Raw genomic sequence first — 26,311 nt, forward strand, 5'->3', positions numbered from 1 at the left:
CGTTGAGGCACTTACCCCAACGCCTGATTTATTATACATTAGTTAAACACACGGATGACTACTGTATCGTAGTCCGAGTCGTTCAACATGGTTAAGAATAATTTATAGTCATCTAATGCAACCTCGACAGGCAGACGCTTCTCTTTGCTTGTGCCTGTATTGAATACGAAGTACATTTTATCGAGATCACCGCTGGTAAAAATCTTCAGGAGAGTATTGTCATCCAATGCCTTCATGAAGTTGTAATCTTTGTAATCTACCGGCTGCTCGCCACCGTTGTCATCGTCGTCGTCATCATCACGCGGGCTGGCGAATTCACTCGTGTAAACAGCTGGTGTAGAGCCTCGGTTGTCAATCCAGACAAGTCGGTTCCCGCCCATGCGCGGCTGCTCAATATCAGCATCCTCCGACCAAATTTCATCCAGATAGGAATCATCCTCTATGTCGTATAACTCAAAGGCGTAGTCAGTGTCTTTTTTGCTATTGCGATTATCCAGGAAGAACACAACATCACGCGAGGCTTGCGGTTCGATCTGGTCTTTTTCTGTCCAACGGGCTGCCAGATTGGTGCGCTCGCGGTCAATGTCGTAATAGTACAAGTCATACGATCTTGTCGAATTGGAGTATTCGCTCCAGACGACAAATTCGTCACCAAGGCTTGCTCCTTTGATTTTTACGTCAGTGCGGATATCCTCATCCCGTCCGCGGTCGATATCGTACAAGACAACGGTGCTATCACCGGAGCGTGATTCTTTTACCCACATCGCATAGTTTTCATTGACATCCAAATAAAGAGGTTCATCATTAAGCGTTTCGAGTTCTTCGTAATCACCTGTAGACAGGTCGGTCAGGATCACATCATAACGACGGCCCTCGTTTACCCACAGCAGGTTTTTCCCTTCCAGCTCGTACAGGCTCTCATGTGGCGTATCGTCTTCGTCAACAGCTCTGCTCAGCTTGCCAGTCCGTATGTTGTAGACCATCAGCGTTTCCTCATCGTCGTCATACCAGACTACATAAGGACTGCTGACAAGCGGACGGTTTGGCTCGGAGTCAGATTTGCTGATCACCTTGCTCGTTTTCGTTTTCAGATCGTGCAAAACAACGCTAGAAGATTTCTTCGACTCGTTTATGTAGACGATATATCTGTCATCGCCATCCGGCTCTGTTGGTTCGCCGGCAGTTCCGCCGATCTGGACCAAGTCCTCTTCATCTGTATCATAGATATAGAGACTCAGGTTGTCATCGCGATCTCTCTTGGTGAAAATGACATAATCGCCGGCCATGCGAGGCGGAATTTTGTCATAAACGTCTCTGGCAATATCGTCTATGTCCTTTGGTCTGTCGACATCGCCAAAGTACAGGGTCCCATCGTTAATGAAGATGAAGTTGTCATCGTAGATCTGCGGCACTTTATCGTCTTCAGAATCAGTCGTCAATCGTTTATCCCGAGTGGTCCCCAACACGTGGAGGTATACATCGGTATCACTGCCGTTGTCATTCTCGTAAACGATTTGATCCATGGAGATCGACGGCTTGGTCTGATCGCCTTTTTCTTCAACAGCCGCGTATTCGCGACCCTTTTTAATGTCGTAGTAGTAGATATCGGCATTTTTATTTCTTCTGTCTTCCCAAGCAACGTAATTGCCGGAAACAGTCGGGTTGCTCGCTCGACCGCTGGTAGAAACACGCTTTGCTTCCCCTGCCTTGATATCGTAGAGGTAGATGTTGTCGTCTGAACTATCTGTCCACACGATCATATTGTCCGCAAGATCCAGTTGAGACGGTTTGGCGTCTCCATTCGTAATCCGGGTTTCCTTTTTTCGGTCAATATCGTAGAGGTAGACATCGTCTCCTCCGTGGCGGTCGTCAATCCAGGCAACATACTTGCCGTCCACCACCGGATTTTTCTTTCCAGAGGACTTGTCCCCAATTTTGGTTTCGGATTGATCATCGATGTCATACAGAGTAATGGTGTTTTCATTCTTCAACATCCACACGGCATAATCGGTAGAAATGTCAAAGCCTACACGGGCAATATAAGGCTGACTTGCATCGACTCGGATTTCATTTGCGGCGAAAGCCGATGTACCGCCCCAGAGGGAAGATGTCAGCAAGACAGCCGCCATCAGTCCCCGGATGCGTCCTCGCTTCATGAAACAATTCCTCCTCTTACAACTATTTTCTCTCTTTCCCATTATCCTTCATTCGCCAATCATTGTCAAAAAAAACAGACGCTTTCGACAAGCGTCCGTGTTCTATCTATTTCGCCTTATTTCTGTTTCGTCGCTTCCGCGTGCTTGCATTCGCCTTTGCACATGCCATACAGCGTCTTTACCTGATTGCTCTCAAAATGCTCGATGATCGACTCACAGCTTTGGCAAATAATAGTCCCCATATTGCGCAAACCCCTCCGACTCTCATATTGCTGTCGCACAAGCATGTCATATATCCTACACGCCAGCAAAAAGATGATGCTCATTCATGATCGTACCTTTATATTAATACGTCATAATGGAGGAGTCAATCGAAAAAATACACATTTTAACCTCTATTAGTATGTCACATTTCTAGTCCGTGCTGCTTCATCCACTCTACGATACAGCAGAGCACATCTTCCCGCTCCGGCTCATTCAAAAGCTCGTGACGCATTCCGGGGAAGCGCCGGAATACAGCTTTTTCCGGCAAATCAGCCGCAAATCGCTCCACGGCATCCGCGTCGACCAGCAGATCATCACCGGCCTGCAGCACAAGAGTCGGCAACAAAAGGCTGCCTCGTTCCTCCCAAGCTTCCCCCATCGCTCGATGTAGCTCCTGGTACCAGCGCACGCTTACTTTTGGATACTGCCACGGGTCTGTTATGTAAGCCTTTTGCACCTCCGGGTCGCGCGTAACCATCTCGGGCGTTATCCCGCTCGCCATTCGCAGTGTAGGCCAGCTCTTATCCAACCAAACAGCCAGCCTGGCCTTCCACTGTGGAACCGGCACCTTCAGTTGGAGACATGGAGACGTGAGAATCAGTCCGGCGAGTCGTTTTCGCTCCGCAAAGCGCTCGATGAGGCGCACCGCGACAAGGCCGCCCATGCTGTGCCCAAAAACGAATACCGGGTATTTCTGTCCTGCTTTTTGCAAGGCCGTCTCTACCCACGCCCCAGCCGCGTCCAAATACTGCGAAAAGCTGTCGATATGCCCTTTCCTGCCCGCAGACCGGCCCCACCCTGGCAGATCCCCTGTCACTACTTCGACTCCGAACCGATTTAACTCGTCAGCGACATGTTGATATCTGCCATGATGCTCGCCTGTTCCGTGGATCAGCACCATCGCTGCACGAGGCTTTTCTACAGACCATGTATGGGAAAACCACTCCATTTTGCTCCCTCCTCTTCTCCAAGAATAGCATGTGACAAGGCAATTGTATGAAAGCGCCATCTCTTCTGGAAGGCAATGATTGCATCTCACCGCACAAAAAAATGAGCAGAAGCGAACTTCTGCTCATCCGTTAATACTGGTTTTCTTCGAAGGGCAACGATGGCAAATGCTCCTGGAAAAAGTGGGAGAGCATTTCTGCTTCATCTGAACAATCCAAGCGGAAGATTTTCTTCAGGTACTCCGGGTTTACGGCATCCTCTGAACCGAGAAGGGTAGATTGCCCAGTCTGCATACAGATGACCAACGGCTTTCCATAAAACTTGTTCGTATAGACGATTCCGAAGTCGTGGCGAGTCCGTTCTGTGACAAAACCGAAAAAACGAACCTGTGCATTCTCGGCGACGTCGTACAAATGGTCATAGCGTTCCATCAGCAATCCCTCCTCCAAGTGTAATGATCCGAGCATTGTTTAAATATTCGGATTCTTTATTAGTGTAACACAATCTCCGCTCAATTTCCAGTTTACATTTCAACCTGCCAAATATTGGGCGAAGTCAGATGATCATGGATTGCCGATTGGGTACCCGGTCTTCTCCTTCCTGAATCCACCGGACCTTTTCCGATCCGTGCAGCGACTGCGCGACAAAAGACAGACACTCAAAAAAGAGCTCGACAACAGCTGTACTGTACCTCTCTTCCAGCTTCTCCAACGCATAGGTGAGACGGAAAATCGAAGGGACCCGCTGCCTGCTTGTCTCGATCACTTCTCTGCCCTTGCGCGTCGGATAGACATGGACAACCCGGCCATCCAGCTCTGACTTTTCGATGTAGACCATCTCTTTTTCCACCAGCTTTTTGATGTGGATCACAATGGAAGACGGATGCCAGAAGGTCCACTCCGCGATTTGCGTTACGCGCACGCCTTCGTAGCAATAAATGATCCATAGAATATTCAGTTGTACGGAGGAGTCCAGCTCCGCTTCTTTTGCCGCTCGCTCCCAATCTTCCTTGTTGACCACATCTATGGCGCGCATCGTATTTAATGCTTCATAGACATTTCGAATGGAAACCTCCTGCATGGTATCTTCCCTCCACAATCCATTTGTCGTTCTCTAGTGCTGTAACGCGCTGCAAATGGTATATACATTTTACACTTTTCTGAAAAAACTCGCAATTGTTTTCCCCCTGGGAATGATTCATTGCCAAAGAGTGGCAGGAATGCTACACTTAACGCAGGAGATTCCCGGGACTAGGAGTGAATGCAAACGTGAATCTGCAGTCGGCCTACATATATTTAGTGGATGGCTCTACAGCCACTGAAGCATCTCTGGATGAAGTCAAAGCAAAATTGCTGCGCTACGTCGACATGACCAAAAAAACCGGTGAACAACTCGGCTGGTCCTACGCCGATGCCGCTTTCCCTTATGTCATCGATGAACGCCCCGAGGGCAAGGATTCCTGGCTGCTGCTTCGCGGCAAAGATCCGAGCACTCACAAGGCGATTATCATCGGAGTTGGCAAACGAGAGAAAAATGGTAAAGAACATTCTTACATTCAAGTTTCCCTGCCGGACTCTGCAACACATGGCGACAAGAGCAAGGCAAATGAATTTTGCCGTTATCTTGCACGCAATTTTAAAGCAGAGCTGCACCTCTTTAACAACCGCATCCAATATTTCCAGCCGCGCAAGCCATAAAGCGCCTGGAGCAGCAGCAGCCGGCATTTCCCGGCTGTTTTTTATTTTCTGGCTGTTTTTGTCCACATTTGCCGCTCTTTCTAAAAGGAGAGACAGCAGCCTTCCCCGCTCTGCTTGTTTTCTCATAAAAATAGAGCACAACCCTTCTTTTGGGAGGAATGCCCGATGGACCAACAAGTGTTTATCCATTTTGTAGCCGGGCCAGCCCGCCAATCTTATCTGACGCATCGCATCTTCCCCTCGATCACGATTGCCCAGGCCATTCTGGAATCCGGCTGGGGCAAGCACGTTCCAACCGATGCCGCAACCGGCCGCTACTCCTATAATTTGTTCGGGATCAAAGGAAGCGGACCAGCCGGTTCTGTCACGGTCAACTCCCGGGAGGTGGAAAATGGCCAGACGGTTATTCGCCCCTCTGCCTTCAAAGCCTACTATTCCTATCAACAGTCCATCGATGACCACGCTTCGTTTTTGCTTCGGCCCGCGTATAAGCGTGTCATCCTCGCATCCACTCCCACCGAAGCCGCACAGGAGCTGCAAAAAGCGGGCTACGCAACGGATCCGGCGTACGCCGAAAAATTGACCAACCTGATACGCACCTACCATTTGACACAGTACGATCAATTTGCCCCCGAAGAGAAGTCCGTCCCCGAGTGGAAGCAGGAGCTGGGGCTGCGCGCATTAAAAGAAGGCTTGATCACCTCACCGGAATGGCTCGGAAAGCTGGATGAACCGATGCCGGCCTGGGCTGTATTCGCTGTCGCTCTGCGCCTTTTGGACAAACAGAGAAATATCCCTTAGCGAATGCAAAAAAAGGCTCTCCCAAAGGAGAGCCTTGCCTTATGCGTACGTTGATCAAATCAGTTGAGATCGCGACAGCGAATAAAATCTGCCATCAACCATCCGAATCCCCAGATCAACACAGTATCTCAGTCCCTGTGTCACTCCATAAAGAATCCATTCTGAAGACCGGTGGTTAATATCAAAGTCTGTATACAGATCTGTGCCGTCATTACGAATCTCGTTGCGGTCCGTCACATCGAAGAGGCGGAGTACAAATGGCAGTTCGGCAAATGGAATCGCGAATTTTCGCTCGACTTCCTGCTCAAACTCTTTTGTCATTTGCCATTCGGCCAAGATCGAATGCTCATCTTGCCAGGCAATGGTTATACTCGGGCCGTCAATGTCGGTGGATGACCGCGGGGGATTTGTCTCCATTCGCTCCCATCGTTCCTTTCTCTCATGTACTTGCTTGCGGATTATGAAAAAACTTGTGTTTTGTAATCATTATACCACGTTAACAAGTCATGTGGAAACGCATCCAAGCCAGATAATTTTATCTGCCCACGGAAAAACTGTTTTCCCCTACTGTTACATACTGATCAAACTTTTCGGTTTTCATCTGCACCTGCACTTTGTAGGTCCCGTACTGCTCAAGCTTGGTGGAGACAAACGGTTCCGAGAAGTAGAAGCTGTTTCCGTTTTGAGTTGAGAATTTCCAGACTTTACTTTGCTCCACTTCTTTTCCATCCGGTCCAATCAATACTACTTGCATGCGCAAATCCTTTGCCGAAGGGGCTTCGTCTACTTCGACAAAGACGTTAAACGTGCGAGGGACATCCTTGTCGCTGTACCCTTTGATCGGGTTGCTGAAGACGACATTTTTATTGCGGCTTTGCTGAACTCCCTCAAGAACAAGCACATTCACATTAGGCTTGATAATTTCCATTTTGCCCGAGCGCTGATCGTACTCTGTGAATCCACCCAAGCGATTCACCAATTCTTCCATGGAAGAAGCCGTAGACCCGGGCAGATCGCTTACAATGCGCTCGCCGCTCAGAAAAATGCGCATTGCGCCTTCGCCCAAGGCCGTACTCCCTACACCTGCAACCGTCAGCACCAACAGGGCAGACAACCACCTTTTTTTCATGACTCAATCCTCCAGTATCGTTGCGCTTCAGCGCTTGTTTTCCTCAGTGTTTCTTTCCATATTCTTATACGCCCAAGCAAGCAAATAGTTGTGGTGCCCCGCGAAGTTTTTTCTGCGATATCCACAAAATCCACATCATCCACAGCTATGGCCTGCTTGGCGGGAATAGGCACGTCACATCATGTCCAAACAATAGAAAAACGACCCCCAAGAGGTCGTTTTCCTGCTTTTATCCACATGTTTTATCCGGTCATGCCTGCTGATCGGAGAGCCATGTAAAATATCGGGTCACTACGTCGATGGCGACTTCAATCGCCTGCTCATCCGGCTCGATCTTGGAGTGGTGAAGTCCATAAGGGGTATCCGCTCCCAGCCAGAACAGGAATCCGGGAATTTCGGTCAAGAAAAAGCCAAAATCCTCACCGGTCATCGCTTCCGCGCAGTGTACAAGGGTGACGTCGGGCAGATTTCCCCTCACCCAGTCCATAAACTGAAGGGTCATTTCCTCGTGATTGTACACCTGAGCATAGCCGCAGCCGTAATCGATCTCGGCCTTGCACTCGAATCCCGCTTCCACCCCTTTGACCAGGGCTTCAATCCGGTCCTTCACCCGGGTCATGGAATCGGTGGAAAACGTCCGGATCGTCCCTTCCAGTCTTGCCTTCTCCGCGATGATGTTCTGCCGCGTACCTCCCTCAATCTTCCCGACCGTAATGACAGCCGAATCCAGCGGATCAATATTGCGGGAGATGACCGACTGCAGCTGGGTCACCAGATGGCTTGCCGCGACTACCATGTCGTTTGCCTTATGCGGAAATGCCGCGTGTCCGCCTTTTCCGACCAGATCAATCATCAATTCGGATGTGTTGGCAAACAGAATGCCTGGCTTTGTCGCGATATGGCCTACGGGATACTCTGGAGCGATGTGCAGGGCAAAAATGCAATCCGGCCGCCATTCTCCAAACTCCTCGCTCTCCATCATCGGCTTGGCTCCGCCAGGTCCTTCTTCTGCAGGCTGGAAGATAAAGAGGAGATCGTCGTCAATGGGATGATGGACGAAATGCGTCAGAATGCCGAGGCCAATCGCCATGTGCATATCGTGTCCGCATGCGTGCATATACCCTTCGTGCCTGGAGCGGAATGGATAGGAGGTCTCTTCCGTGATGGGAAGCCCGTCCATGTCCGCGCGCCAGGCGATCGTTCTTTTCGGATTGCGGCCTGCCACTTTTACGAGAATGCCTGTCTTCCATGTCTTGAGCTCAAACCGCTCTGCAGGGAGCTGCTCCAGATAATCGAGCAGGTAACGCTGTGTCTTGAACTCCGCGAACCCGGGCTCGGGAATTTGATGCAGATCTCTGCGGATACGGACAAACGTCGAAACACTCACGCTGCTACGCCTCCTTTCCGGCCGCCAACTGGCTCATTTCGCGGGTGAAGGCTTCCATAAAACGATCGACATCTCCGCGGGTCAGCGTAAGCGGCGGGAGCAAACGGACAATGGTTTTTTGCGTAACATCGACCAAAATCCCCTCCTCCAGCAAATTTTGCTGAAGCCGGCTTACTTCCTCCGGTGAAACCGAGAGCGGGATTCCCACCATCATTCCCTTTCCGCGAAGCGATTGCAGCTGCTCAGGAAAGGCTGCCCGCAGATCTTCCAAACGATCCCACAGGTATTGCGTCACATCCTGCAATTGACTTTGGAACGCTGCGTCCAACAGTTCGTCCAGAACTGCATTCCCCAAGGCGGCAGAGAGCGGTGACGGCGCAAACGTGGTGCCGTGATCACCCGGCTTGAACAAGTCTTGCAGTTTTTCGCCTGCGATGACACCCCCGAGCGGAAGCCCGCCCCCTACTCCTTTGGCAAAAAGAATGAGGTCCGGTGTCACAGCAGCGTGTTGAAAAGCGAATAATTTGCCTGTCCGTCCCATTCCTGTCTGAATCTCATCCATTGCAAACAAAGTGCCTGTCGCCTGGCAGATCGCCGCCACTTCCTGCAAATAGCTTTCAGCCAGAGGGACGACACCGCCCGAGCCCAGCACCGGCTCCATCAAAACGGCAGCAGGACGGCGTTCCTCACAGACAGCGCGAAGCTGATCAATGTCTCCTGCCTTCAGCTCATAGACCGGAAAATCGGGCTGAGGAAAATCCTGATAGACGTGAGGCTGTCTGGTCAGGCGAAGAGCTCCCAATGTCCGGCCGTGAAAGCTGTTGGACAGAACCACGATGCCTGAGCGTCCCGTACCTTCGGCAGCCGTCCATTTGTGAATCAGCTTGATAGCCGCCTCGGTCGCTTCTGCTCCGGAATTGGTAAAGAAGACTTTCCCCGGGATGGTATGCTCGATCAGCCTCTGCGCCAGCTTGATCGCAGGGGGATTGAGGAAAATATTGGAGATGTGCAAAAATTGCTCCCCTTGCTCCCGCAGGGCCTGAATAATCCGCGGGTGAGAGTGGCCGAGCACGTTTACGGCAAGTCCGGTAAACAAATCGAGATATCCCTTGCCATTCGTGTCGTAGAGGTAATTTCCCTCGCCCTTGGCGATAGCGATCGGCAGTCTTTTGTACGTAGAGACGATGTATTGTTGATCAAGCGAACGCCAGTCCATGCCTACCCTCTCCCTTACAGCTGTCTCAGCTCCTGCTTGATCTCCGTCTTGGAGCGTGTCTTTTCGTCGATTTGCTTGATAATGCGTGCGGGCGTACCAGCTACTACCACATTCGGCGGAACGTCCTCGATAACGACAGCTCCTGCGGCTACAACGGAGCCTTTTCCGACGCGAACCCCTTCCAAAATGACCGCATTTGCTCCTACCACGACATCGTCTTCGATAACGACCGGAGACGCAGATGGCGGTTCGATCACGCCGGCAATGACAGCACCTGCGCCGATGTGGCAATTTTTCCCGATCGTTCCGCGTCCGCCGACGACGACGTTCATGTCGATCATGGTGCCTTCTCCGATGACGGCTCCGATGTTGATGGAAGCTCCCATCATGATGACGGCGTTGTTGCCGATGCTCACCTGGTCGCGAATGATTGCGCCTGGCTCAATGCGTGCCTGAATGTTTTTTGTATCCAAAAGCGGAATCGCAGAGTTGCGGCGGTCGCTCTCCACTACATAATCCGCGATTTTATCCGCATGCTGCTCCAGAACAGGCTGGATTTCCTTCCACTCCCCGAAAACGACTCCCGTGCCGCCGTTCAAAAAGGCTTTTGCGCTGGGACCGAAGTCGATGCCGTCCAAATCCCCTTTGAGGTATACCTTTACAGGCGTTTTCTTTTCGCTTTTTTGAATAAACGAGATAATTTCATTGGCATCCATCATGTTCACAGTACTTCTCCTCCACTTTTCTTGAAATGAATGTAGAAAAAGCAATGAGTGCAAACGCTATACTCATTGCTTTTTGATACCGGACAAGCAAACGTAAATAGCGCTCCATAAGAGAAACTTCTCCTATGACAGGATGATCATTATTCACGAGCACCCCAGCCCTGCCGCCAATGGGGATGCGGCCAGAACTTCGGCGCTTTGGCCTTTTCTCCTCTTCCCTTTCCCCATTCCTGATGAAAAGAAGTACTCATCCGCAGCGCGCCTCTATTTAGAAGGCAATATGCAATTGTTCAGCTTTACTTACCCTGTACTGTACCAAATTCCGTACCCGGTGGCAACTGTTGAATCGAGAGTGGGCCGCTCCTGCTGGACGGCATTGTCAGCGACTCCCTTTTCCCTCTTTTCAACAGTCCTGATTCATGCTAAACTTTCCATCCACCCTATATGTGAATAGGAGGCTGAACCTGAAGATGTTTGCACCTTCTGCGTTTCTTGTTCGTCCCTTGTCTGCAAGCGATGCCCCTGCCCTGGCCTCTTTGCGGCAACAAAACCACCAATTTCTGCAGCCTTTTGAACCCATCCGCCCCGCTTCTTTTTACACAATTGAAGCGCAGTACCAGCAGTTGGAGGAGGCAGAGCGAAGCTTTCGCGAAGGGACAGGCTATTCGTTCGGCATTTTCGTCGGCCCTGATCAAACCCTCGTCGGCCGCGTCAACCTCTCCAATATCGTGCGCGGAGCCTGGCAAAACGCTACACTCGGCTATTTCCTCGATCAATCTCATAACGGCAAAGGAATAATGACCAGAGCAGTAGGAGAAGTCATCCGATTTGCGTTTACCGAAGCAAAGCTTCACCGGGTTCAAGCTGCGGTCATGCCGCGCAATACAGGCTCGATCAAGGTTCTTGCGAAAAACCGATTTCGCGAAGAAGGACTGTCGCTTCGCTATTTGCAAATCAACGGTAAATGGGAGGATCACCTGATCTTTGCCATTACCGCCGAGGAGCTGGAGACGACGTAGGAGCGGCAGCATCACTTAATCTGGACGGTTGCAATTCAGAAAATCGGTTCAATAATTCGGTTCGGCGTTTGGCTGGGCAATTTGTTCGGCCGATTCGGCCATTTGGGCTTTTGTTCACACTACAGCTACGCCTCCGTGCCAAGCCGCTCGAGAATCCTTCTCTTGCGATACAGCATCATGCCCGTCTCCGCCACGTCACGGACAGACGAGCGATTCAGATAAGCGCCGAAGAGCATTCCCGCGACCGGTACGATCTGAAACAGCTTTTTCCACCCGAAATTTTCCGTGTAGGTCACCACTACCTCTCGCCAGCCCTGAAGCTGAGAGAGTACATCCCGCTCTTTGGAAGGATTGTCGAAAGAAGACAGCTCCTCCAGGATCGCCTGCTTTCCTACAATATCCGAGGAAGCGAACTGCAGACATTTGACAATAAACAGCCGCTCCCGCTTGTCCTGCGGATCATAGCCGTAGCAAATCGCCATCTCCTGCAGTACCTTTAGCGAGGTGCCCAGCAGCAGAGGAATGTCGATTGCAAGCGTAAAGATGCCGCCAAAGCCTGTGGTGGCTCCTTGTACGGCTGCAAAGGTGGCACGCGACTCGCTCAGCTCTGCGGCGATTTTATCCATTTGCGCGAGTGGACGCTGATTGATCGGAAGCGTTTCTAGCGACTGCTCGTCCTTCCTCGGGAACGCTTCCTGAAAGCGGGTGTGGATATCCCGCTCACGTACCAGGTACTTCCCTCCGTTCTCCAAAAAGGCAACCAGTTCGTCGACGGCTGTGCCAAGTTTGTCCCGCACCACGTTTGGCGTGATCCGGTCCAGAAAGACAAAGGGGAGGCGCCCAAGCTTTTCCCAAAACCACAGATCGTTCTGGTCTGATTCCCATTTCCTTACCTCATCCAACTTACGGGTTAGTGTCACTCGATCTTCAAGCTCCACGATCCGTTCAACCCCTTTGCCGTTTATCGCGTTTCGTCTGCTTGTTTACGAGGCATCGGGTCCGCAAGCATTCCTTTGCGAATGCTTCCAACTCCGAGAGTGAATCAAAACCCGAAAAATCCTCAATTTCTTTTACGACTCCCAGCTTGAGATGTTTCACTTTTCCTTCTTCCATGCGAAAGCCAAGTTTGTAGAGGATGCCCCACTCTTCCTCCGTCATTGCCGTTCCCTCCCTGATCTTTCTTTCCCAAATCCTCGAAGCACGTCAGAAAAAATTAGGAAGGTTCAGGGTTTTTTCCTTTGCGAAGCTCGGTTATTCCCTCCTTGCAGACACCGTAGGATAACCACGAGCACCCCTCGCATAAATGGGCCAAATCATCTGGGGATACTCTCTCGCGTGTCCTTTGCACGAGTTCCGACTTGAGATAAACCTCCCCTGGCGTGATTCCCAGGTGCCGAAACACATTTTGATCCAGCGTTTGGACATGCTCCTCCGAATCAGGAGCCGCTTCGCAGCGCGTCGATCCTTTATGAGGACAGACTTGACACGTTTCATCGAATCCTTTTACGACTTGAATCGGAAAGTCTTGCTCATTGTCGCGGATTCTCTCTACAATCTCCCCCATTTTGACAACAAAGTCAGGACTGTATCCCATTCCGCGAAAACCGTGGACACACAGCAAATGATGCCCGCGCAAAACAACTGGTTCCATCCTTCATCCTCCCTTATCGTCTGCCTGAAGGCATTGTTTCGCAAATGCAAATAGAAATTTCCTATTACTTTTATACTTATTATAGATTTGACTAATACCCTTTTTGCTGTTAAAAACAAAGCAAGGAGGGGGTTCACATGACTGATACGCATTCATGGAATTCGCAATTGTACGACACGAAAATGAGCTTTGTTTCCGCCTTTGGCAAAGGCATCCTGGATTGGCTTCAAGCGAAACCGGGCGAGTCTGTCCTCGATATCGGGTGCGGGACGGGCGACTTGTCCCATGAGCTGGCGAGCATGGGGGCCAAACCGACCGGAATTGACTTCTCTGAAGAAATGATCGATGCCGCGCGAAAAAAATATCCGCATCTTCCTTTTTATGTTGCGGACGCTCATACTTATCGTACAACCGAAACCTTCGATGCCGTCTTTTCCAATGCCGCCTTGCACTGGATGAAGCAGCCCGAGAAGGTGGCTGAAAGCATTTGGATTGCGCTTCGTCCCGGCGGGCGCTTCATCGCCGAGTTTGGCGGAGCCGGCAATGTGGAAACGGTTATCGAAAAGATCCGAATCGTGCTAAGCTCAGCCGGCATTGATGCATCTGAAAGAATGCCCTGGTACTTTCCCAGTATTGGCACTTATTCCACTATATTAGAGCATCAAGGCTTCTCTGTCACTTGTGCGCAGCTTTTTGACCGCCCGACTCCCCTGCCTGACGGAGAAAACGGCATTCTTCACTGGCTGAACGCTTTTTGCTCCCCCTTCTTCACCGGGATGTCCGCTGGCGAAAAAAAGGCCGCATATCGGGACATCGCCGAAGAGCTCAAGCCTCATCTGTTTCACGACGGCTCTTGGGTCATCGACTACAAACGGATCAGAGTGGCTGCTGTCAAACCATTTGAAAAGGAGATTTCCTGATGCGCCTTGGCTGTTTGCACGCCCATCACTCCAATATCGCCCTCATTTCTGATGGTTTGTGTATCGACGGTTTGGCGTTGACCCATTTTGTCGACCCCGGCGTCCTGATTCGCTCAGAGCTTTCGGGACATTTTCCCGACGAGGCGTCGAGAGCAAAGATACGGGAACAGCTGCAATGGATCGCCGCATGCGGCGTGGACGCGATTCTCATTACTTGCACTCAGTACATTGCAGGCATGCAGCCTGAAGATGAAAATTGTGTAGAGCTGCCCATCATCAAGCTGGACGAACCATTTTTCCACGACGTATCCAGCTCCTCCGGCTCTCACCGTCTGCTTTTTTCAAACCCTGCTACGATCAAAGGGACCATGGCGCGTTACCATTCGTTCGCACACGTGCGTTCTTCGGAGACAGACGTACGTGCAGAGCTCGTTCCCGACTCATTTCCTTTGCTGATGAGCGGACGAACAGCGGAATACCGCGAAGCCATCTATCATGGCTTGCAAGTATTGGCCAAGCGAGGGGAGCCGGAGAGCATTTCCGTGGCCCAATTGTCCATGGTTCCTGCTGCCGAGCTGTTCGAAGCAAGCACCGGGCGGCCGATCGGCAATCCGCTAAAAAGCTTGCGGGCCGAAATAGAGAGAATCTTGTTTCCTTCATAATTTCATAAAAAACCGCCCGGCTGTCCATGAATAGAGACATCGGGCGGTTTCCCCTTTATTTGCGGTTCGCTCCAGCCTGCTCCGGCTACATTTCTCCGCCGAGCATCATCAAAACTTCATCTCCGGCTGCAAGCCCGCTCTTAATCTCAACAAATTCCGATCCTTCGATCCCAATCTCCACTTCTTTCGGTGTCGGTTCTCCGGACGCCGGATCTTTCACCATGACCTGTCCTTTCCCTTCTTCCAGGACTTCAACAGCCTGCATGGGGAGTCGGAGCACATTTTCTTTCTTCTCTACGAAAATATCGCAGTCCCCGGTCATTCCGTGCTTCATCTCGTTCGTATCGGACAGTTCGATTTTCACAGCAAATCGAACCGTCTTGTCTTCCTTTGTACCTTCTTTTGGCACTTCGATTACTTTTCCTGTAAACGGCTTGTTGCCAAAAGCCGAGACATACACTTCCGCGTGCTGCCCTACCTTGATCGACGGGATGTCCAGCTCGTCCACAGCCGCGATAAAGTAAACCGCGCTCGTATCCATGATGACCGCAGCAGGCTTGCCCGAGTCAGGTGTTTCGCCTGCCGTTACATTGAGCTTGGTAATTACCCCGCTGATTGGCGCCGTTACTTGTTTTTTTGCGATGTCCCGTCGCTTTTGCTCCATCGTCAGCTGGGACTCCTTCAGCGCCAGTTCTTTTTCCTTCAGTTCCAGATCGACGGAGGTCATGTCCATTTTTGCAATGAGCTGTCCTGCCTTCACTTCGTCGCCATTCTCAATCTCGACTTTGCCCACTTTTCCATGCGTACCGGCTACGAGATCGATGTCATCCGGATTCTCGAATGGCGTGGCGATCTGGCTGGCGTACAACGTGCCTTTTGCATCTGTATACTGCACCTCGCCCATGTCCCCAACGTAAATGGCTCCCGGCTTTTTCACGAGCACCTCTACGTCATGCACGCCGCCGACACCTTTTTCCTTGGTTCCGGTCAGGTCGATTTTCGTAACCGTTCCATCGACATAAGAGAGAGAGGCTACGAGAAATACCTTCACCTGCTGGCCTACCTTAAAGCGTTCGGCCTCGTATGCCGTGAATTTCCCTTTGATTTTCAGATAATCCGTGTTGACCAGCTTTGCCACAATCGTGTCAGGCGTTACCTGATCGCCTTCCTTGATCAAAACTTCTTTGATCTTTCCGGTTTTGTCAGAGAGAATTTTGTCCTTTTTATTTTTGATCTCGGCCAAATCCTTTTGCGCCCGGATGATGTTCAATTCCTGCTTTTGCAGCTCAATGGCAGCGTCCTCGCCGTCAATGCTAAAGAGAGGATCGCCCTTTGAAACGCGCTGTCCCTCCTGCACGAACACCCTCTCGACCTTTCCGCTCAGCTCCGGCTTCACCTCTTCACGGGCCTTGGCTTCCACTGTCCCCGAAGCGAAGATGGCTTTGCTTACTTCTCCCGTCTCTACTGCCGCAGTCGGGAAGGAAGGCGGTTCCTCCTGCGGCTGCTCCGATGCCGCCTCGTTGCTCGTAAACTTCGTATAACCATACACGCTTCCGCCGCCCAACAGCACGAGAACGGCAGAAATGATGATCCACTTTTTCTTTTTGCTCATCGTAAGTAACCCCACATTTCCTTATTCAGATCGAATCGCTTGCAATGCGCTCAAACGGGACGCGCGAATGGCCGGGAAAATGCCCGCCAACAAACCGATAATAAAGGCAAATCCGATGGCGAACAGAGCCAGCCATGTCGGTATCACAGCCAACGTGGTCATTTCCTCTCCTCCGCCGCCAAAGCCCAGACTGTCCATCAGACCGCCTGCTTTGCCGAAATAGTTGACCAATTCAACGGCGCCCCAGGCAAGTCCCAGACCGGTCATGCCTCCAATCAGACCGATGAAGCCCGACTCCATCAAAAACAGCCAGCGGATGTTGTAAACGGTGGCTCCGATTACCTTCATAATCCCGATTTCTTTGGTCCGCTCCAAAATGGACATGATCATTGTGTTTACAATCCCGATGGAAGCGACCAGAAGAGAAATGGCTGCAATCCCGCCGAGAATCATTTGAATCACGAAGAAGAACTTGTTGATCTGCTCCAGTTCGCGGGCAGGCGACCAAACCTCGTAGCCAAGCTTTTTCAAATCGGATACGACGCTCTCGACCATTTCGCGAGACTCGACCTTGACTGTAATCTCATCGAATACAAACTCGTCCTGATTTTTATCGCGCGAGCGCCTTGAGCTGGTGTCACCAAACTCCTCGCCCCTGCTGCGGTTCAGCCAGTCGTTCATTTCCTTTACGAGGCTGAGCGGAGCGTAGACCGCACTTCCGTAGCGGAAATTCTCCGATTTTTGCAGTTGGCCGACGACCCTCACCCTGACGTCTTTTTTCTCCAGCTTCAATTCATCGTCGATCCGGTATTCGCGAGTCAGCGTAATCGTTGCCGGCTTGCCCACCATGTCGAATGGAGCCGGGCCTTCTTCGCCTCCTCCGCCACCACCTCGCCGAGAGAAGTATACTTCCCCTCCTCCGCCGCCACTCTTGTTGGCATTCCTCATTCGGGCTTCCCGCTTTTCTTTTTCCACGTCCCTCATCTCTCGCGGAACGTAATAGGAAACGACAACCTCCTGAGGCGCTCCCGTAAGATAGGTTCCTTTTTCAATTTCGTCCTTCCGGTATGCGGCAGATTCGCGGACGTCGACACCGACCAGCTCGATGTACCCTTCCCTTCGGCCAACCTTCAGCTTGGACTCGCCGCGGATGCGCTTGATCGGCATGACCGCAGCTACGCCTTTGACCGCTTTCAACTCTTGAACAGCCGCCATATTCAGTTTTTTTCGTTCGTCGTCGGGAATCACTCTGTCTTCTTCCGGTATGTAGAAGGCCGGTTCCACGTCGAGCTCTGTCAAGTTCCCCCAGCTCTCCAGGCTTTTTACAGCATTTGCCTTCAAGCCCAAGCTGAGGGCAATCATCGCGACAATCGCTGCCGTACCAATCATGACCCCAACCGAGGTAAGCGCTGTTCGCAGCTTCATGCGCCACAGGTTTCTCCATACAATCCGAAATGAGTCTATAAATTTCACTTTTGTTTCACCTCATACCCTCGATCACGCCGGTTTTGTACGCCTTTGCACGACTCTTCCGTCCTGTAGGTAAATCACCCGGTCGGACTGCTCGGCCACTTCCTGCTCATGCGTAACGATAATAAATGTCGTATTGCTTTCTCGGTTCATCTGCCTCATCAAGTCGAGAATTTCCTGCTCTGTTTTGCTGTCCAGGTTTCCAGTCGGTTCGTCAGCCAGCACGATACTCGGGTTGTTTACCAGGGCGCGGGCGATACTGACACGCTGCTGCTGCCCGCCGCTAAGCTCGTTGGGGCGGTGATCCAGGCGGCCTTCCAGCCCCATTTTCTCCAGGATCTCGGCAGCTCTTATCCGTCTTTTTTTCTTGCTCTCACCTGCAAAAATCAAGGGAAGCTCCACATTTTCCAGCGCGGTCAGACCCGGCAATAGATTGTAGGACTGAAAAATAAAGCCCATGCATTTGCGCCTGAACAAGCAAAGCTCGTTCTCGTTAAAACGGGAGATTTCCTCGCTATTGACGAAAATCTTGCCCTCTTCCGGTTTGGTCAATCCCGCCAGCAGGTTGAGGAGTGTCGATTTTCCCGATCCTGAAGACCCGCACAGCGCGACAAACTCCCCTTTTGCTATGTGGATATTGATGTCAAAGAGGACAGGGACTTTGATTTTCCCGGTTCCATAGCTGTGATTGACGTTTTCGACCGTCAATTCACCCATTCCGTTGGCCATCTTCTGTGTACACCTCTTTTGCTATTACAAATTTGGAAAAATCATCTCATTGTATATAGACGGAGGAGCAGGAAAAATGTAACGATTTTATTTCGTGAAATAAAATTAACCCTTTGTACACACCAAATTCAAGAACTTGTAACACTCCTGTAACCAAATCATTCCAGTTCGCTGATATAATAGGAGCAGGCAAGAAAAACACGAGAGGGCAGAGTGAAGATGAGGATCTATCGCTTTTTGTTTGAAACAGCTACACGTCAATGGATTGAAGTCATTAAAGCTCCTAGCATGTTTGAAGCAGCGAAAGAGGCCAAGAAACTGGCCAGCACAAGGTCAAAAGCAATGGCCGCTCCCATCAGCTTCTCTTTCCATCACGTCGCATCTGTCTAACACATACATAAAGTGGCCATGGTTTGACCGTCCACCTTTTTGAACCGCTCTTCCTCACAGGGAAAGCGGCTTTTTGCGTGTCACCCTTATTGACACCGCTGTGCATTTGCTCTTCAATAAGGATAAGAAGATTTCAGAGATGCCCCTACTACCATCGTAGCGGATACAAAGGGAGACGAAAGCCATGACCATGAAGAAAGCATTGACCATCGCAGGCTCTGACACAAGCGGCGGAGCAGGTATTCAGGCGGACTTGAAAACCTTTCAGGAGCTGGGCGTATTCGGGATGACTGCCTTGACTGTTATCGTCGCGCAGGATCCGCATAATTCCTGGTTCCATGAAGTGTTCCCGATCGACCTCGGCACCCTGGAAAAGCAGATCGAGACGGTCCTCTCCGGGATCGGTGTCGATGCGGTAAAAACCGGCATGCTCGGAACAACGGATCTGATCGAGCTGGCTGCCAAAAAAATCGAACAGTATCAACTGAAAAACGTAGTCGTTGACCCTGTCCTGGTCTGCAAAGGGGCAGACGAGGTGCTCCATCCGGAAAATGCGGACTGCTTGCGTGACGTTCTGGTACCGCGTGCGACCGTCGTCACACCTAACCTGTATGAAGCAGGGGCTTTGTCCCAGATGGGCGCGCTCAAGACTGTCGACGACATGAAGGAAGCCGCCAAGCGGATTCACGACAAAGGCGCGGCCTATGTTTTGGTCAAGGGCGGCGGCAAGCTGCAGCATGAAAAAGCAATCGATGTGCTCTATGATGGCAGTACATTCGACATCCTCGAAGGCGAACGCATCGATACCACCTATACGCACGGAGCAGGCTGCACGTATTCCGCGGCGATCTGCGCCGAATTGGCAAAAGGACAATCGGTTCGCGATGCCGTTAACGTAGCGAAGCAGTTTATCACGGAAGCGATCCGCCACTCCTTCAAGCTGAACGAATACGTTGGTCCGACCAATCATGGAGCGTATCGCAAGCTGCAAAAAGCGTAAGTGTTGGACTAGCTATATAAATAAAGGCAATAGCAAAAACTCCCGGCCTCCTCTATATAAGGAAGCCGGGAGTTTTTCTGTTGTTATGCTTTCTTTTTGAAAGCCAGGTTTGCGTTTGGAGCGGGAGCTGTTGACGTTCCCTTGCTTCGGAGCGAACTGATCGTAAATACGACCAATGCGCTCCAGATAAAGCCAAAGCTGATCAAATGGGTCTGGGTAAACGGTTCATGGAACAAGAAAATGGCCATCAGCAGCGTGATAGTTGGCGAGAGGTATTGAACGAAGCCGACCATTGACAAAGGCAATCGCTTCGCTGCCTGGGCAAACCAATACAGCGGCAGGGCTGTCGCAACCCCAGCCAAGGTCAGCAAGACTATTTGCCAAGCTTCCAGTGAAAGGGCGGTTTCCTGTCCGTTTACCTGAAGTGCAAGCACGTAGGCCAAAGCGATCGGGGCTACAAACAATGTCTCCCAGGCGAGACTCATCATGGGCTCGAGTTTGACGGTTTTTTTCGCCAATCCATACAGGGCAAACGTGAGCGCGAGCAAAATAGCTACCCACGGAACCTTTCCGTAATGGAAAGTCATGACGGAAACCCCTATCGCCGCAAGTACGATAGCGATCCATTGCCCCAGGCGCATGCGCTCTTTAAGGAACAAAACCCCGAACAATACACTCAGCAGCGGATTTATGTAATAGCCCAGGCTCGTTTCCATCACATGGCCGATGTTGACTGCCCATATATAGATCAGCCAGTTGCCGCTGATAATTAACGAGCTCAGCACCAAAGCGATCCACGTTTTCGCTTCCGTTACCGACGATTTCAAATAGCGCAGTTTTTTTGTCACAAACAGCAGGGCTACGACAAACACGGCTGACCAGATAATCCGATGGGCCAATATCTCCCAGGCTCCCATCTTCTCGAAAACCTTCCAGTACAGCGGCAGCATTCCCCACATAAAATAGGCCCCGATTGCGTACAAGACTCCTTGTTTCATCCACACCTGCCCCCATTTGTTTCTGTTTCGTTCTCCTCGCTCATTCTCTTCAGTGTAAACGATAGAAGAGCAACTTATCTATCTATGTACATTCTTTATAGGAAGCTCAAAAAGGAGATCAACCCTTCATTGCGCTACCATGGTAACTAAGCAGTTTATTACCTAATTATCACGATAAAGCATGGTATAAACTTTTATTGTATCAAGTTTGCTTCTATAGTACAATAGGTCCCATCATTATTTGTTTAGTCAGAAGAAAGGAAGTTTACTAATGTCATACTGGAAATGCGTGATTCTCGTTCTCGCGGGAGCTGTCAGCTACGGAATCCTCTCTATTATCATGAAAGCAGCCTTTCACGCAGGATATTCCCCCTATGAAATGAGCAGCAGCCAATTAATCTTTGGCGGTCTCATCATGATCGCGGTCGCCTTCTTTTTATCCAGGGAACGCTTTCGCTGGCGTTATGTGTTCATTTTGCTGCCTGTCAGCGTGATGATGGCCGCGACCAGCTTTCTGTATCATCAATCGGTCAGTCAAGTGTCCGCGTCGCTCGCCATCGTCCTGTTGTTTCAATTTACATGGATTGGCGTGATGATCGAAGCGATCGCAGACCGGAAATGGCCGACTCGTGAAAAATGGCTGTCTCTTGTTCTGCTCGGCATCGGGACGGTGCTTGCCAGCGGACTCGGCATAGACAGCCTGAAGAGCGTCAGTCTGTACGGACTCGTGACTGGACTGCTCTCAGGCGCCACCTTTGCGATGGTCATCTTTTTCAGCGGGCGGCTCGTCCCTGACATGAATCCTTATTTGCGCAGCGCCATTTCCATCAGTTTGGCAGCCATTCTGCTTTCGTTGGTGTACCCCCCTGCCTTCCTGATCAATGGCAGGCTTTTGGACGGCCTGCTTCCGTACGCTCTGCTGGTCGCCTGCTTTGGATCGGTCATCCCGATTCTTTGCCTTGCGATCGGGGTTCCTCGTCTGGGCAATGGCGTAGCGACGATTCTCAGTGCAATCGAATTGCCTACGGTCGTCCTCTTGTCCAGCTTCGTTCTCCATGAGCAGGTGTCCGGACTGCGATGGGCCGGCGTCACGCTGATCATGCTCGCGATCATCGTCCCGCAAATCAGATTGAAGCAAGCGCGTTCGACCACAGCCATTTTGAGCGAGAAAAGCATGTAATCCCAGCAAAAAAGCCCAGTGGCTGTCCAATTGGACAAACACTGGGCTTTTTTGCTGTTTGACAAATGGGGCGATCGATGGGAATCGAACCCACGAGTGCCGGAGCCACAATCCGGTGCGTTAACCACTTCGCCACGACCGCCATAAATGAAAAAGAGCGGGTGATGGGAATCGAACCCACGCGACCAGCTTGGAAGGCTGGGGTTCTACCATTGAACTACACCCGCACGATCTTGCTTCTATTTATAGTAGCCAACTATTCGAGAAAAAAAACAAAGATGGTCGGGAAGACAGGATTTGAACCTGCGACCTCTTGGTCCCGAACCAAGCGCTCTACCAAGCTGAGCCACTTCCCGATGCAAAATGAATCATGCCTTTCGCAAAAGGCTATCAGATCAACCGAGGTACCTCCCCTTGCTGGGGGGATAAATGGCGTGCCCTGAGAGATTCGAACTCCCGACCTTTTGATTCGTAGTCAAACGCTCTATCCAGCTGAGCTAAGGGCACATATATATGGAGCGGACGACGGGGCTCGCTTCCATTGGCAATACCTCGTCGAGTATCCTTCTTTGCGCAGCCAAATCTGAAGTACCCGAGCAATTCTTCGTGTTTTACCACGAGGGTAAACCCGGCACGGGTGAGAGACCTGCATACGCATCATGGAGCGGACGACGGGGCTCGAACCCGCGACCTTCGCCTTGGCAAGGCGACGCTCTACCAATTGAGCTACGTCCGCATATGGTGCGGTCGAGAGGACTTGAACCTCCACGGTGTTGCCACCACTAGAACCTGAATCTAGCGCGTCTGCCAATTCCGCCACGACCGCATGAGTTATGGTGACCCGTAGGGGATTCGAACCCCTGTATGACAGCGTGAAAGGCTGCTGTGTTAAACCGCTTCACCAACGGGCCATTTTAAGCAAGATGGCGGATGGAGTGGGATTTGAACCCACGAGACGAGTCATCCCCGTCTACACGATTTCCAATCGTGCTCCTTCGGCCACTCGGACATCCATCCAGTACCAAATCACATTGTGTTTGTCCGTTTTGACACAAATGACTATATCATAAAACAAGAGTTATTTCAATACCTTCTTTTTCCCTTCCACTTCTCGCATGTTTGACAGCCATCTGTACGCGATTTCTCATCTGATGCGAATTTCTCTAGACAAAGGCAAGGCAGTCGGATATTTTTCACAATTCGAAATTGCACGTTCAGGTACACAACTTGGTAACAGATCGGACTTTTTTTCGTCACATGTCCGACGTTTTTCTTTGCCTGATTCTGGTACGCTATTTTGTGGTCAAGGAGGGAGAGTAACCAGTGGAAATACACATACGTACCGACGCGGGAATCGCCGCCAGACTAAACAAAGAGATCGTCAGGCACGGCATTTCCAAATACTACGTTCGCCCGCTCGAACAAGATCAGGTGGAGTTTGTTTTTCTGTCACTGTCTGAGCATCAGCAAAAGCTTCTGTCGTACACGCTGAAAAAATACAGCTACATTGCATCCATGATCCGGTAAGTCGATCGCATCCAATGTGTACCCGCCTCATTCTTTCGATCTAAATGCTCAATGCGCAAATTTTTCCTCGAAACGGCCCTACATCGCAACAGCCACAGCACCATACCGCAAAATATCTTCCGATGACACCATCGCCAGTTGATTCAGAAATTCAATTTGAAAACTGCCAGGGCCTTTTTCCTCTGTTTTTTCCGCGGCAAGCTCGGCTGCAACCCCGTAGCTGACCAGAGCCGCTGCTCCTGCTGTCAAGAGGGTTTGTTCAACCGAAGCGAAAGCGCCGATCACCGAAGTCAACAGACACCCCGTCCCGGTAACCTTTGTCAAAATGGGATGACCGTTCTTGATAAGATACGCGGCAGTGCCATCCGTAATGATATCTTCCCGTCCGGTGATGACCACGTGCGTTTTCCAATGCAGCGCGGCCTTTTTCGCCAGCGCGACAATATCCCCATTGCTTTCCCCTGCATCCACACCCTTGATGGTCCAGTTTTCTCCGATGACATGGGCAATCTCGGCCGCATTGCCTCTCAGCAAAGAAACGTTGACCTCCTGCAGAATGCGTCTGGCTGTCTCTGTCCGGTACGAAGTCGCGCCAGCCCCCACAGGGTCGAAAATAACCGGCACCTGCTGCTGATTGGCTGCCTTCCCGGCAATAATCATAGCTTCTACTTCCGGCTGATTCAGTGTACCGATGTTCAACACGAGCGCCCCGGCAAGTCTGGCCATGTCTGCCACCTCTTCGCGGGCATATGCCATGACAGGCGAAGCCCCCAGAGCAAGCAATCCGTTGGCTGTAAAATTGGTGACCACCACGTTTGTGATATTATGCACGAGTGGCTTCTTCTCTCGTACTCGTTCTAATGTTCGGGCAATATCATGCAAGCTGATCATGTTTTCCTTCACTCCTGTTTCCAAAACGTAAGAAGGCAGCATGTACGCTGTTTCATACATGCCGCCTTGAATTTTGTTTTAGGCGATTCGCACCACTTTCGCTTTTTCCGTATCCGGGAGGAACGACAAATCGACATGACCTCTGGCCAGTTCCATCCCGATATCTTCCGCCAGAAGGAGTGCTTCTTCGCGGAATGTCGGCGTACAGCTGCCTTCATTCAGTTCGCATAGCCGCTTCAGCCGTTTGAGTCGCTCAGCAGTTTTTTCCGCCCTCATGACTTCGTTTTTCAGATCACATACGTTGATATGTACGGCATCTGCAACCATGCTGACATCATTCACATGGACAATCAGACGCTTGCCTTCCTGGGTGACAAAGCCAAGCGAACAAAACTGTGCATCAGACATTTCAAGCCGCGTCAGAACCGCATTGGTGAACTCTTCACCGGTCCGCAGGCGAATCAAGCCCGCCTCTACGGCACCGCCCACCTTACGTTCATTTGCCAACACCGTGTACATGTCTGTGTAACCATTGATTTGATAACGCATGGCACCCTCCCGCAAAAAGGACTAGCAAAGCAATCGCTTCGTCACTGAGATCAATTATCATTACCATCGTATAATGAAAATCATTATCTGTCAACGATGAGAATGATTTTTATTGGCAATTGAATGCTTCATTTGCTCCGGTAATTTTATCGTTTCCTATTTAAATAGATGTCGAAGGCAGTTCTCGCCGCTGACTGCATTTCCTTGCAGACAGTTTTCCCTCTCCTCTGTTAAGGTATTCGCCTACCGATGACACGTTCTGGGGCACTTGCCCAGATTGCTGGTACATGTCTATTTGTTACGTTTACGGCTGTGGATTGAAAAGTTGCAGTATCCCCAGCCAAAAAAAGACCCGGGGATAACCCTCGGGTCTTTTCGCTTGGCAACAGGAGGCCCTCCTGTCGCTTGTCGGATCCAGATTGGAAAATGGATACTTCTATCGCTTTCGTCAAAACTCATCGGTGGCTTGTCGAAACGCCCCGGACAGGTCCATGGACGTTCTCTTCTTCCTCCGTCGTTCCTTTTCCAATCGTCCAGTTAATCACCCTGCTGGCGATCAAGACCGCCAAAATGGTGTACAGCACCTCTTTGACCGGCAAATACAGGAACGACAGGCTAAGCACCATGCAGTCCAACAGGAGAAAGATCGTCCCGATCGACAGACCGGTATATTTGCTGAGCAGGACAGACATGATGTCATCCCCGCCCGTAGCAGCGCCGAAGCGCAGAACAATCCCTGTTGCCAGGCCAGTCAACACCCCGGAAAGCAGGGAGGCGACCGGCATATAGTCACTCAAATTGATTACGATAGGCGAAAATCGTTCAAACAATTCATAAAAGCCTGAAAAGGCAAGCGACGCAAGTATGGTGTTCCAGATGAACTGGCGTCCTTTCAGCAACCACGCCATGATAAAAAGCGGGATGTCCAGGACGAGCATCGTCGCAGCCGGCGGGAGATTAAAGCCGTACTTGGCCAAAAGCGCCAAGCCTACGAATCCGCCCTCCGACAAGTGGTTTTGGAAGTTGATATGGTAATACGCAAATGCCAATAAACAAGATCCGAACAAAATCAAACTAAGCTGTGCAAACTGTTGTCGTAACGGTTTTGCTCTCCTCATCATTAATTCCTCGCAATGTCATCGGTTTTGGCTTGAGCGCCCAACCGACCACTGAGGAACTTCTGACATACAGACAGCGTTCCATACGTATTTCCTCACTTTCGCAGCAGGTTGAGTCGCCCTAGTGACGATCGACATGCTGCGACGCTATGTGTAGGAGAGATCATAACGTTTCCATACGCTCCTATACGGAACCATTGGTATCCTGATCCTTTCCGTTTTTGAGATGTCTTTATTGTATCACAAAAAATGGAACTCTCCGAATCCGGCTA

At 50.8% G+C, this 26,311-nt stretch carries 29 protein-coding genes, 8 tRNA genes and 1 riboswitch; of the genes, 9 read left to right on the forward strand and 28 right to left on the reverse strand.

Features of this window, described 5'->3' with window-relative positions; translation table 11 throughout:
- Positions 1-38: 38 nt before the first annotated feature.
- From NSQ24_RS17320 to NSQ24_RS17340, 5 genes are all read right to left on the reverse strand, one after another.
- Positions 39-2,156, reverse strand: coding sequence for a hypothetical protein (locus NSQ24_RS17320; protein WP_031932795.1), 2,118 nt, complete (start codon positions 2,154-2,156; stop codon positions 39-41).
- Positions 2,157-2,272: 116 nt separating this feature from the next.
- Positions 2,273-2,398, reverse strand: coding sequence for a GapA-binding peptide SR1P (locus tag NSQ24_RS17325; protein ID WP_003386327.1), 126 nt, complete (start codon positions 2,396-2,398; stop codon positions 2,273-2,275).
- Between the two features lie 164 nt (positions 2,399-2,562).
- Positions 2,563-3,369 carry an alpha/beta hydrolase gene (locus NSQ24_RS17330; RefSeq protein ID WP_031932794.1) on the reverse strand — a complete coding sequence of 269 codons (807 nt, stop codon included), beginning with the start codon at positions 3,367-3,369 and terminating at the stop codon, positions 2,563-2,565.
- A gap of 130 nt (positions 3,370-3,499) precedes the next feature.
- Positions 3,500-3,799 carry a DUF3055 domain-containing protein gene (locus NSQ24_RS17335; protein ID WP_003386329.1) on the reverse strand — a complete coding sequence of 100 codons (300 nt, stop codon included), beginning with the start codon at positions 3,797-3,799 and terminating at the stop codon, positions 3,500-3,502.
- A gap of 124 nt (positions 3,800-3,923) precedes the next feature.
- Positions 3,924-4,448, reverse strand: coding sequence for a MarR family transcriptional regulator (locus NSQ24_RS17340; RefSeq protein WP_003386330.1), 525 nt, complete (start codon positions 4,446-4,448; stop codon positions 3,924-3,926).
- A gap of 188 nt (positions 4,449-4,636) precedes the next feature.
- On the opposite strand from NSQ24_RS17340, the gene NSQ24_RS17345 reads away from it, so the two are divergent.
- Together NSQ24_RS17345 and NSQ24_RS17350 are read left to right on the forward strand one after the other, a co-directional pair.
- Positions 4,637-5,065, forward strand: a complete 429-nt coding sequence (locus NSQ24_RS17345) for a DUF1885 family protein (protein ID WP_003386331.1) — start codon at positions 4,637-4,639, stop codon at positions 5,063-5,065.
- Positions 5,066-5,230: 165 nt separating this feature from the next.
- Positions 5,231-5,866: a glucosaminidase domain-containing protein gene (locus NSQ24_RS17350; RefSeq protein ID WP_003386332.1), complete on the forward strand. Its 636-nt coding sequence runs from the start codon at positions 5,231-5,233 to the stop codon at positions 5,864-5,866.
- Positions 5,867-5,920: 54 nt separating this feature from the next.
- On the opposite strand, the gene NSQ24_RS17355 is transcribed toward NSQ24_RS17350, so the two are convergent.
- From NSQ24_RS17355 to dapD, 5 genes are all read right to left on the reverse strand, one after another.
- A complete protein-coding gene (locus NSQ24_RS17355; protein WP_003386333.1) occupies positions 5,921-6,283 on the reverse strand; it encodes a DUF4912 domain-containing protein in 363 nt (120 codons plus the stop codon).
- A gap of 118 nt (positions 6,284-6,401) precedes the next feature.
- Positions 6,402-6,995 (reverse strand): hypothetical protein, encoded by a 594-nt coding sequence (locus tag NSQ24_RS17360; RefSeq protein WP_003386334.1) that lies wholly within the window; start codon positions 6,993-6,995, stop codon positions 6,402-6,404.
- A gap of 250 nt (positions 6,996-7,245) precedes the next feature.
- Positions 7,246-8,382 (reverse strand): N-acetyldiaminopimelate deacetylase, encoded by a 1,137-nt coding sequence (locus tag NSQ24_RS17365; RefSeq protein WP_003386335.1) that lies wholly within the window; start codon positions 8,380-8,382, stop codon positions 7,246-7,248.
- Positions 8,383-8,386: 4 nt separating this feature from the next.
- Complete coding sequence (locus NSQ24_RS17370) at positions 8,387-9,598, reverse strand: acetylornithine transaminase (protein WP_003386336.1); 1,212 nt, start codon at positions 9,596-9,598, stop codon at positions 8,387-8,389.
- Positions 9,599-9,612: 14 nt separating this feature from the next.
- Complete coding sequence (gene dapD, locus NSQ24_RS17375; protein WP_003386337.1) at positions 9,613-10,323, reverse strand: 2,3,4,5-tetrahydropyridine-2,6-dicarboxylate N-acetyltransferase; 711 nt, start codon at positions 10,321-10,323, stop codon at positions 9,613-9,615.
- Positions 10,324-10,413: 90 nt separating this feature from the next.
- Positions 10,414-10,598, reverse strand: a riboswitch (Lysine riboswitch).
- A gap of 195 nt (positions 10,599-10,793) precedes the next feature.
- Between dapD and NSQ24_RS17380 the strand changes: the two genes are divergently transcribed.
- Positions 10,794-11,342, forward strand: a complete 549-nt coding sequence (locus tag NSQ24_RS17380; protein ID WP_003386338.1) for a GNAT family protein — start codon at positions 10,794-10,796, stop codon at positions 11,340-11,342.
- A gap of 125 nt (positions 11,343-11,467) precedes the next feature.
- Here NSQ24_RS17380 and NSQ24_RS17385 read toward each other — a convergent pair whose 3' ends face one another.
- From NSQ24_RS17385 to NSQ24_RS17395, 3 genes are read right to left on the reverse strand one after another with little or no spacing between them, the layout of a single operon-like run.
- Complete coding sequence (locus tag NSQ24_RS17385) at positions 11,468-12,280, reverse strand: EcsC family protein (protein ID WP_031932793.1); 813 nt, start codon at positions 12,278-12,280, stop codon at positions 11,468-11,470.
- Between the two features lie 7 nt (positions 12,281-12,287).
- Entirely contained in the window at positions 12,288-12,500 is a 213-nt protein-coding gene (locus tag NSQ24_RS17390) for a hypothetical protein (protein WP_024984007.1), read from the reverse strand.
- A 55-nt stretch (positions 12,501-12,555) separates the two neighbouring features.
- Positions 12,556-12,993, reverse strand: coding sequence for a DUF1284 domain-containing protein (locus NSQ24_RS17395; RefSeq protein ID WP_003386342.1), 438 nt, complete (start codon positions 12,991-12,993; stop codon positions 12,556-12,558).
- 137 nt (positions 12,994-13,130) lie between these two features.
- Here NSQ24_RS17395 and NSQ24_RS17400 point away from each other — a divergent pair, with 137 nt between their 5' ends.
- Both NSQ24_RS17400 and NSQ24_RS17405 read left to right on the forward strand, forming a co-directional pair.
- On the forward strand, positions 13,131-13,913 hold the full coding sequence (locus NSQ24_RS17400; protein ID WP_003386344.1) for a class I SAM-dependent methyltransferase: 783 nt from the start codon (positions 13,131-13,133) through the stop codon (positions 13,911-13,913).
- Positions 13,913-14,575, forward strand: coding sequence for a hypothetical protein (locus tag NSQ24_RS17405; protein ID WP_031932790.1), 663 nt, complete (start codon positions 13,913-13,915; stop codon positions 14,573-14,575). The genes NSQ24_RS17400 and NSQ24_RS17405 overlap by 1 nt, the downstream gene beginning before the upstream one ends.
- Before the next feature lie 85 nt (positions 14,576-14,660).
- Here NSQ24_RS17405 and NSQ24_RS17410 read toward each other — a convergent pair whose 3' ends face one another.
- Genes NSQ24_RS17410 through NSQ24_RS17420 form a run of 3 tightly spaced genes read right to left on the reverse strand, consistent with a single transcriptional unit; the run spans position 14,661 to position 18,386 of the window.
- Positions 14,661-16,187 (reverse strand): efflux RND transporter periplasmic adaptor subunit, encoded by a 1,527-nt coding sequence (locus NSQ24_RS17410; protein WP_003386348.1) that lies wholly within the window; start codon positions 16,185-16,187, stop codon positions 14,661-14,663.
- Positions 16,188-16,208: 21 nt separating this feature from the next.
- Positions 16,209-17,660, reverse strand: a complete 1,452-nt coding sequence (locus NSQ24_RS17415; RefSeq protein ID WP_024984010.1) for an ABC transporter permease — start codon at positions 17,658-17,660, stop codon at positions 16,209-16,211.
- 24 nt (positions 17,661-17,684) lie between these two features.
- A complete protein-coding gene (locus NSQ24_RS17420; RefSeq protein ID WP_003386350.1) occupies positions 17,685-18,386 on the reverse strand; it encodes an ABC transporter ATP-binding protein in 702 nt (233 codons plus the stop codon).
- A 213-nt stretch (positions 18,387-18,599) separates the two neighbouring features.
- Here NSQ24_RS17420 and NSQ24_RS17425 point away from each other — a divergent pair, with 213 nt between their 5' ends.
- Positions 18,600-18,776, forward strand: coding sequence for a hypothetical protein (locus NSQ24_RS17425; RefSeq protein WP_155807973.1), 177 nt, complete (start codon positions 18,600-18,602; stop codon positions 18,774-18,776).
- Positions 18,777-18,960: 184 nt separating this feature from the next.
- A complete protein-coding gene (gene pdxK / locus NSQ24_RS17430; RefSeq protein WP_251255735.1) occupies positions 18,961-19,776 on the forward strand; it encodes a pyridoxine/pyridoxal/pyridoxamine kinase in 816 nt (271 codons plus the stop codon).
- Positions 19,777-19,859: 83 nt separating this feature from the next.
- Here pdxK and rarD read toward each other — a convergent pair whose 3' ends face one another.
- Entirely contained in the window at positions 19,860-20,774 is a 915-nt protein-coding gene (gene rarD, locus NSQ24_RS17435) for an EamA family transporter RarD (protein WP_031932788.1), read from the reverse strand.
- A 271-nt stretch (positions 20,775-21,045) separates the two neighbouring features.
- Here rarD and NSQ24_RS17440 point away from each other — a divergent pair, with 271 nt between their 5' ends.
- Positions 21,046-21,954, forward strand: a complete 909-nt coding sequence (locus tag NSQ24_RS17440; protein WP_338463394.1) for an EamA family transporter — start codon at positions 21,046-21,048, stop codon at positions 21,952-21,954.
- A 66-nt stretch (positions 21,955-22,020) separates the two neighbouring features.
- Here the strand turns inward: NSQ24_RS17440 and NSQ24_RS17445 are convergent.
- The 8 genes from NSQ24_RS17445 to NSQ24_RS17480 form a co-directional block, all read right to left on the reverse strand.
- A tRNA-His gene (locus NSQ24_RS17445) sits at positions 22,021-22,096 on the reverse strand.
- Between the two features lie 14 nt (positions 22,097-22,110).
- Positions 22,111-22,181, reverse strand: a tRNA-Gly gene (locus NSQ24_RS17450).
- Positions 22,182-22,233: 52 nt separating this feature from the next.
- Positions 22,234-22,310, reverse strand: a tRNA-Pro gene (locus NSQ24_RS17455).
- Between the two features lie 74 nt (positions 22,311-22,384).
- Positions 22,385-22,461: transfer RNA gene (locus NSQ24_RS17460), tRNA-Arg, on the reverse strand.
- A 153-nt stretch (positions 22,462-22,614) separates the two neighbouring features.
- Positions 22,615-22,690 (reverse strand) — tRNA-Gly (locus NSQ24_RS17465).
- A gap of 3 nt (positions 22,691-22,693) precedes the next feature.
- A tRNA-Leu gene (locus NSQ24_RS17470) sits at positions 22,694-22,780 on the reverse strand.
- An 8-nt stretch (positions 22,781-22,788) separates the two neighbouring features.
- Positions 22,789-22,865 (reverse strand) — tRNA-Glu (locus NSQ24_RS17475).
- 13 nt (positions 22,866-22,878) lie between these two features.
- A tRNA-Ser gene (locus tag NSQ24_RS17480) sits at positions 22,879-22,971 on the reverse strand.
- A 306-nt stretch (positions 22,972-23,277) separates the two neighbouring features.
- On the opposite strand from NSQ24_RS17480, the gene NSQ24_RS17485 reads away from it, so the two are divergent.
- On the forward strand, positions 23,278-23,481 hold the full coding sequence (locus tag NSQ24_RS17485; protein ID WP_003386355.1) for a hypothetical protein: 204 nt from the start codon (positions 23,278-23,280) through the stop codon (positions 23,479-23,481).
- Between the two features lie 78 nt (positions 23,482-23,559).
- Here the strand turns inward: NSQ24_RS17485 and thiM are convergent, their stop codons facing one another.
- The 3 genes from thiM to NSQ24_RS17500 all read right to left on the reverse strand — a co-directional run bounded on the left by thiM (position 23,560) and on the right by NSQ24_RS17500 (position 26,042).
- Positions 23,560-24,372: a hydroxyethylthiazole kinase gene (thiM, locus tag NSQ24_RS17490; RefSeq protein WP_024985597.1), complete on the reverse strand. Its 813-nt coding sequence runs from the start codon at positions 24,370-24,372 to the stop codon at positions 23,560-23,562.
- Between the two features lie 78 nt (positions 24,373-24,450).
- On the reverse strand, positions 24,451-24,921 hold the full coding sequence (locus tag NSQ24_RS17495; RefSeq protein ID WP_024985598.1) for a hypothetical protein: 471 nt from the start codon (positions 24,919-24,921) through the stop codon (positions 24,451-24,453).
- Between the two features lie 455 nt (positions 24,922-25,376).
- Positions 25,377-26,042: a YitT family protein gene (locus tag NSQ24_RS17500; RefSeq protein ID WP_031932787.1), complete on the reverse strand. Its 666-nt coding sequence runs from the start codon at positions 26,040-26,042 to the stop codon at positions 25,377-25,379.
- Between the last annotated feature and the right edge of the window lie 269 nt (positions 26,043-26,311).

Origin of the sequence: Brevibacillus sp. FSL L8-0520, from assembly GCF_037963895.1 — a bacterium.
GTDB classification, from domain to species: domain Bacteria; phylum Bacillota; class Bacilli; order Brevibacillales; family Brevibacillaceae; genus Brevibacillus; species Brevibacillus borstelensis.